The following is a 5,392-nucleotide window of genomic DNA, read 5'->3' as shown; positions in this document are numbered from 1 at the left end:
GTCGATGGCTGCCTTGAAATTGACCATCCGGTTGGCGTCCATCAGCATATTGTGATGGTAGTGGACGGGGATGAATTGGCCGAGATAGCAGGCTTCGATTTCGCGTTCGTTCAGCATGGTGGTTCCGGATGGTTTGCGACAAGGCTATTGTCATGCCATCACGGCGTCCGCCATGCGGGGATTTCAGCGGGGAAAACGTCCCAGTTCAGCGTTTCGCGTCGAGGTGCTTGCGAATGGCCGCGGAGATCCAGGGCTTGTCCGCACGGTCGGCAAACTCGGCGGCTGTGGATTTGAAGCCATGATCCTTCAGGGTGGCATCCGCGCCCTCAGCCAGCAGGAGCTGAACGGCTTCCTCTTTGCCTTCCCTGGCGGCGATCATCAGGGGCGTCACGCCGGAAGGCGATTCGGCGTCGATATAGGCGTGCTGATCAAGCAGGATGCGCATAATGGCGGTGTCGCCTGCGGCAGCGGCATAGTGCAGCGCGGTCCAGCCCGGACGATTGACCTGGGCGCCTTTCTCCAGCAGCGCCAGAACGGCGGGTTTGTTGCCTTTGAAGGCTGCCATCATCAGGGCCGTGTTGCCGTTTTCGGCTTTCTCTTCCAGCCGGATATTCGGCTGGGACAGCAGCAGCTTGAAAACCTTCATCGAATCGTAGCGCAGCGCCACGATCAGCCCGGTTTCGCCGCGCTCCGGTTCGTGCACATTCGGGTTCAAACCACGCGCCAGAATCGGTTTGATGCGGCCAGTGTCGTCCAGCTGGGCGGCACGGAAGAAAGTGACGGCGTCTTCACCTTGCGCCGGCAGTTCCGGCGCGCCATGCGCAAGACCAAGGATTGATGCCAGCGTGACTGCCAGGGCCGCCGTACGTGCTTTCAAGCGGCGGCGAACAAAGCGCACACGCATCATCAATCCCATTTATGCCTCGACGTTAAACAGTTTGAAGAAATTCGCCGTTGTCTGCTCTGCAACCTGTTCCACCGGAATGCCGCGCAGCTTGGCAATGAATTCTGCCACATGCGACACGTAGCCCGGCTCATTCATCTTGCCGCGATACGGCACCGGGGCCAGATAAGGGGAATCCGTTTCGATCAGCATGCGGTCCATCGGCACTTCCAGCGCCACCGCCTGCAGCTCCTTGGCGCTCTTGAAGGTCACGATGCCGGAGAAGGAAATGTAGAAGCCCAGCTCCATTGCGGCCCTGGCCACTTCCAGCGACTCCGTAAAGCAGTGCATCACGCCGCCGACGCCGCCGTCCTGCGGCGCGGCGCCCTCTTCCCGCATGATGCGGATGGTGTCTTCGCTGGCCGAGCGTGTGTGGATGATCAGTGGCTTGCGCGTCAGGCGGGAGGCGCGGATATGGGTACGGAAGCGCTCGCGCTGCCACTCCAGGTCCCCTTCCAGCCGGTAGTAATCCAGGCCGGTTTCGCCGATGGCGATAATTTTCGGGTTCCTGGCCAGCTCAACGAGCTGTTCAACGGTCGGCTCCGGCGTGTCCTCATAATCGGGATGCACGCCGACCGAGGCGTAAATATGCGGATATTGCTCAGCCAGGGCGAGCACGCGGGGGAAATCCGGCAGGTCAACCGACACGCAAAGCGCATGGCTGACCTTGTTTTCGTCCATCTTGGACAGGATTTCAGGCATCCGGACAGACAGCTCCGGGAAGTCGATATGGCAATGGGAATCGATAAACATCCCGTGATTTTACCTAAAACCCTAAGACCGGGTCAGACCCAAGGGTCTGACCCGAATCTCGGGTTCAGGCAACGCGCTTGCCGAGGATGATCAGATCGCGTTCGATGCCATCCAAATTCGCGACGCGCGGGAAATTGGCCCAGGTATCGAAGCCGAATTTGCGGAACAGGCCGAGCGACGGCTGGTTGTGGCCGAAGATGAAGCCCAGCAGCGTGTGGACCTTGATCTGCGGCGCGAAGGCGATGGCTTCGGTCAGGGCGTACTTGCCGACGCCTTTGCCGCGCCAGATTTCGTCGATGTAGATCGAGACTTCGGCGGTGCCGGAGTACGCCGGGCGGCCGTAGAAGTTCGAATACGAGATCCAGCCGACGATCCCGTCGCGGCCCTCTTCTTCGATGATCCACAGTGGACGGCGGTCCGGCGTGTGTTCGTGGAACCAGTTTAGACGCGACTCGACTGATACCGGTTCGGTATCGGCCGTCACTTCGCGCGAAGCGATGGTGCTGTTGTAGATGGCGACGATCGTCGGCAGATCGTCAAGCGTGGCAATGCGGTGGCGGAACTGCGTCATGCAAAAAGTCAGAGAGTATGGGTGGCACGGGACGAGCGCAGCGCGGCGCCCAGGATTTCTTCGATGCGCAGGCGGGTGCGCTTGCCGGTTTCATCGTCCGGAAAGTGTACGCCAATGCCCTGCGTCTTGTTGTTGTGCGCGCTGGCAGGCGTGATCCAAGCCACCTTGCCGGCAATTGCATATTTGTTCGGGTCGTCCATCAGCGTCAGCAGCAGATAGATTTCATCGCCTACTTTGTACGGCTTTTGCGTCGGCACGAACATGCCGCCGTTTTTCAGGAAGGGCATATAGGCCGCGTACAGGGCCGCCTTCTCCTTGATCGCCAGCGACAGCACCGTGGGCCGGTTGATCGGCACGGTGTTTGGATCGTTTGGGCTAGCGCTCATTCAATTCCTTTCAGGTACAGCACGAAGTATAGTCAAGCAGCATATCCTCGATAAATAGCTTGGGCGACAGCGGATGGTCCGATGTCGCGCGGCGTTCGGTGGCTCCTTTCAGCGCTGCCATCAGCCGGCTGACGTGGACCTTGTCGGCCAGCCCGGCCAGCTCACGCTGGTAACGTGGATAATAACGGATGTTTCCTGACAGTTTGTACGAAAAAACATCATAAAGCCAGCGCTGTTGCCAGGATACAAGTGCTGAAAGTGGCACTTTTTGCAACTTGTCGGCAGTGCGCAACGCCCCTTCGACGCTTGGATGCGCCAGGTATTGCAGGAAACTGTCCAATTCTTCGCGGTTGCCCGTTTCGGCCTGGGCCGCAGCGGCCAGCGGCGATCCGCCCTGTTCGCGCAGCCAGGAATCGGCCTCCGGTACGCCCTGCTCTTTCAGCCAGGCCAGCGCTTCCGCGTGGTTCGGCATCGGCATGGCGAATTTGCGGCAACGCGACAGAATGGTCGGCAGCAGACGGTCCAGCGAGTTCGACGCCAACAGGAATACGGTGCCTGGCGGCGGCTCTTCCAGCGTTTTCAGCAAAGCGTTCGAGGCTGGCATATTCAAGGCTTCGGCGGGATACAGCACCACCACACGCAAGCCTTGCCGGTGGGTCGAGATATTCATGAAATCCGCCAGGGAGCGGATCTGTTCGATCTTGATTTCTTTGGATGGCGTTTTCGACTTCTTTTTGTCCTCGCCGGCCTCGGCGTCGTCGCTGGGATCATCCTCCATCGATTCAGGGCGGATGCGGCGATAGTCCGGGTGGTTCTGCTGCAGGAACCAGCCGCAGGACGCGCATTCGCCGCAGGCATGGCCATCGGGGCGCACGCTCTCGCACAGCAGCGCCTGCGCGAACTGCTCGATGAAATCCGCCTTGCCGATGCCCGCCGCGCCGTGGAACAGAATGGCGTGCGGCATGCGCTCGCGCAGCGTTTGCAGTTGCCGCCAGGCGTTCTGCTGCCAAGGATAGATCTGGCCGCTCATGCCAGCTTGCCCACGATGCCGGCCAGCTCGCGCTGGATATCTTCAATGCTGCGCGTCGAATCGATCACGCGGAAGCGCTGCGGAAATTCGGCCGCCCGGCGCAGGTACTCATTGCGGGTGGCGTTGAAGAAGTCTGCCTTTTCGCGTTCGAAGCGGTCCAGGTCGCGGGTGGCATCCAGACGGGCACGCGCCACTTCCAGCGGCACGTCAAACAGGATGGTCAGGTCAGGCTCAAGGTCGGCATGAACCCAGTGCGCCATGGTTTCCAGCTTGTGACGGCTCAGGCCACGGCCGCCGCCCTGGTAGGCAAAGCTGGCGTCGGTGAAGCGATCGGAAATGACCCAGGCGCCGCGGTCCAGCGCCGGCTGGATTACTTGCGCAATGTGTTCACGACGGCTGGCGAAGACCAGCAGGGTTTCGGTCTCGACGTGCATGGCCTCGTGCAGCCACAGCTCGCGCAGCTTTTCGCCCAGCGGGGTGCCGCCCGGTTCGCGGGAGCTCACCAGTTCCACGCCGCGTGCCCGGATCAGGTCGCTGACGTACTGGATATGGGTGGATTTGCCGGCGCCGTCGATGCCTTCGAAGGTGATGAATTTACCGCGTTGGGTCATTGTCTCTGGTACTGGTTCACCGCCCGGTTATGGTCGGTCAGGTTGTCTGAAAACTGGCTCGTGCCATTGCCGCGCGATACAAAGTACAGGGCGCCGGATTTGGCCGGCGTCATGGCCGCCATCAGCGACTGCACGCCCGGCAGCGAAATCGGCGTCGGCGGCAGGCCGGTGCGCACATAGGTATTGTAAGGGGTGTCCGTTTCCAGATCCTTTTTGCGGATGTTGCCATCGAACTTGTCACCCATGCCGTAAATCACGGTGGGATCGGTCTGAAGCAGCATGCCAAGCTTCAGGCGATTGACGAAGACAGCGGCAATCATGGAGCGCTCGGACTTCTGGCCGGTTTCCTTTTCCACGATGGAGGCCATGGTCAGCGCTTCATACGGGCTGGAATACGGCAGGTTCGGCGCACGCTTTTCCCAGGCTTCGGCCAGGCGCTGCATCAGCATGATGTGCGCCTGCTTGAAGATCTGCAGCTCGCTGGAGCCTTTGGCGAACAGGTAGGTGTCCGGGAAGAACAGGCCTTCAGGACTCTTGAAGTCCGGATTTACGCGCGCCATCAGCTCCTTGTCGCTCAGGTCCGCCGTATCATGCTTCAGGCCTTTGTGGCCGGCTATGGCGGCGCGCATCTGCTTGAAGGTCCAGCCTTCGATGATGGTCAGCGACTCCTGCGCGAACTCGCCCCTCACCAGCTGGTCCATCAGCCGCAGAGGCGTCGTGTTCGGTTTCAGCTCATAGGAACCGGCCTTCAGCTTATTGCTCTTGCCCGTGAAGCGGGCCAGCATATTGAACATGAAGGGCTGGATCGGCACACCCGCAGCGGCCATCTGCTGGCCTGCCGCGCCGGCGCCGCTACCTTTATTGATCGTGAATTCGATCGCCGGTTCCTCGGTCGTGATGGGSTCTTGTGCCCACCAGGCGAATCCCGCTGCAACTGCCGCGGCAGCCACTACTCCCAATGCGATCGTTTTTGTTATAAATGCCATGTCACTAGTTTGTTGCGAATGATCGTTCGTTAACCGAATATTGAACCAGTTTCGCTCCCGATGTAAGCGTTTTCGGAGCGTCCGGCGGAAATTTCGGGAGATCACTATAATG

At 60.2% G+C, this 5,392-nt stretch carries 7 protein-coding genes and 1 pseudogene; all 8 read right to left on the bottom strand.

The genetic code is table 11. The features are described from left to right. Positions 1-117, bottom strand: a pseudogene (locus AB4Z11_RS21620) (methyltransferase domain-containing protein); the annotation flags it as partial. An 88-nt stretch (positions 118-205) separates the two neighbouring features. Further along, positions 206-916, bottom strand: coding sequence for an ankyrin repeat domain-containing protein (locus tag AB4Z11_RS21615; RefSeq protein WP_442027586.1), 711 nt, complete (start codon positions 914-916; stop codon positions 206-208). Next, the gene (locus AB4Z11_RS21610; RefSeq protein ID WP_442027585.1) at positions 917-1,696 is read right to left on the bottom strand and encodes a TatD family hydrolase; all 780 of its coding nucleotides are present in this window, start codon (positions 1,694-1,696) and stop codon (positions 917-919) included. 64 nt (positions 1,697-1,760) lie between these two features. After that, positions 1,761-2,267 carry a GNAT family N-acetyltransferase gene (locus AB4Z11_RS21605; protein WP_442027584.1) on the bottom strand — a complete coding sequence of 169 codons (507 nt, stop codon included), beginning with the start codon at positions 2,265-2,267 and terminating at the stop codon, positions 1,761-1,763. 8 nt (positions 2,268-2,275) lie between these two features. Then, positions 2,276-2,653, bottom strand: a complete 378-nt coding sequence (locus AB4Z11_RS21600; RefSeq protein ID WP_442027583.1) for a PilZ domain-containing protein — start codon at positions 2,651-2,653, stop codon at positions 2,276-2,278. A gap of 10 nt (positions 2,654-2,663) precedes the next feature. Beyond that, complete coding sequence (locus AB4Z11_RS21595) at positions 2,664-3,683, bottom strand: DNA polymerase III subunit delta' (protein WP_442027581.1); 1,020 nt, start codon at positions 3,681-3,683, stop codon at positions 2,664-2,666. Further along, the gene (gene tmk / locus AB4Z11_RS21590) at positions 3,680-4,294 is read right to left on the bottom strand and encodes a dTMP kinase (protein WP_442027580.1); all 615 of its coding nucleotides are present in this window, start codon (positions 4,292-4,294) and stop codon (positions 3,680-3,682) included. Before tmk ends, AB4Z11_RS21595 begins: the two co-directional genes overlap by 4 nt. Next, positions 4,291-5,280, bottom strand: a complete 990-nt coding sequence (gene mltG / locus AB4Z11_RS21585) for an endolytic transglycosylase MltG (RefSeq protein ID WP_442027578.1) — start codon at positions 5,278-5,280, stop codon at positions 4,291-4,293. The genes tmk and mltG overlap by 4 nt, the downstream gene beginning before the upstream one ends. Between the last annotated feature and the right edge of the window lie 112 nt (positions 5,281-5,392).

The sequence above is a fragment of the Pseudoduganella sp. RAF53_2 genome, from assembly GCF_052113985.1.
In the GTDB taxonomy this organism is placed as follows: Bacteria; Pseudomonadota; Gammaproteobacteria; order Burkholderiales; family Burkholderiaceae_D; genus Rugamonas.
This window is presented reverse-complemented; position numbering and strand designations above follow the sequence as displayed.

Excerpts from the sequence above, each read along its gene's own strand:
- AB4Z11_RS21615 (WP_442027586.1), bottom strand. The coding sequence starts at position 916 with ATGGGATTGATGATGCGTGTGCGCTTTGTTCGCCGCCGCTTGAAAGCA.
- AB4Z11_RS21610 (WP_442027585.1), bottom strand. The coding sequence starts at position 1,696 with ATGTTTATCGATTCCCATTGCCATATCGACTTCCCGGAGCTGTCTGTC.
- AB4Z11_RS21605 (WP_442027584.1), bottom strand. The coding sequence starts at position 2,267 with ATGACGCAGTTCCGCCACCGCATTGCCACGCTTGACGATCTGCCGACG.
- AB4Z11_RS21600 (WP_442027583.1), bottom strand. The coding sequence starts at position 2,653 with ATGAGCGCTAGCCCAAACGATCCAAACACCGTGCCGATCAACCGGCCC.
- AB4Z11_RS21595 (WP_442027581.1), bottom strand. The coding sequence starts at position 3,683 with ATGAGCGGCCAGATCTATCCTTGGCAGCAGAACGCCTGGCGGCAACTG.
- tmk (WP_442027580.1), bottom strand. The coding sequence starts at position 4,294 with ATGACCCAACGCGGTAAATTCATCACCTTCGAAGGCATCGACGGCGCC.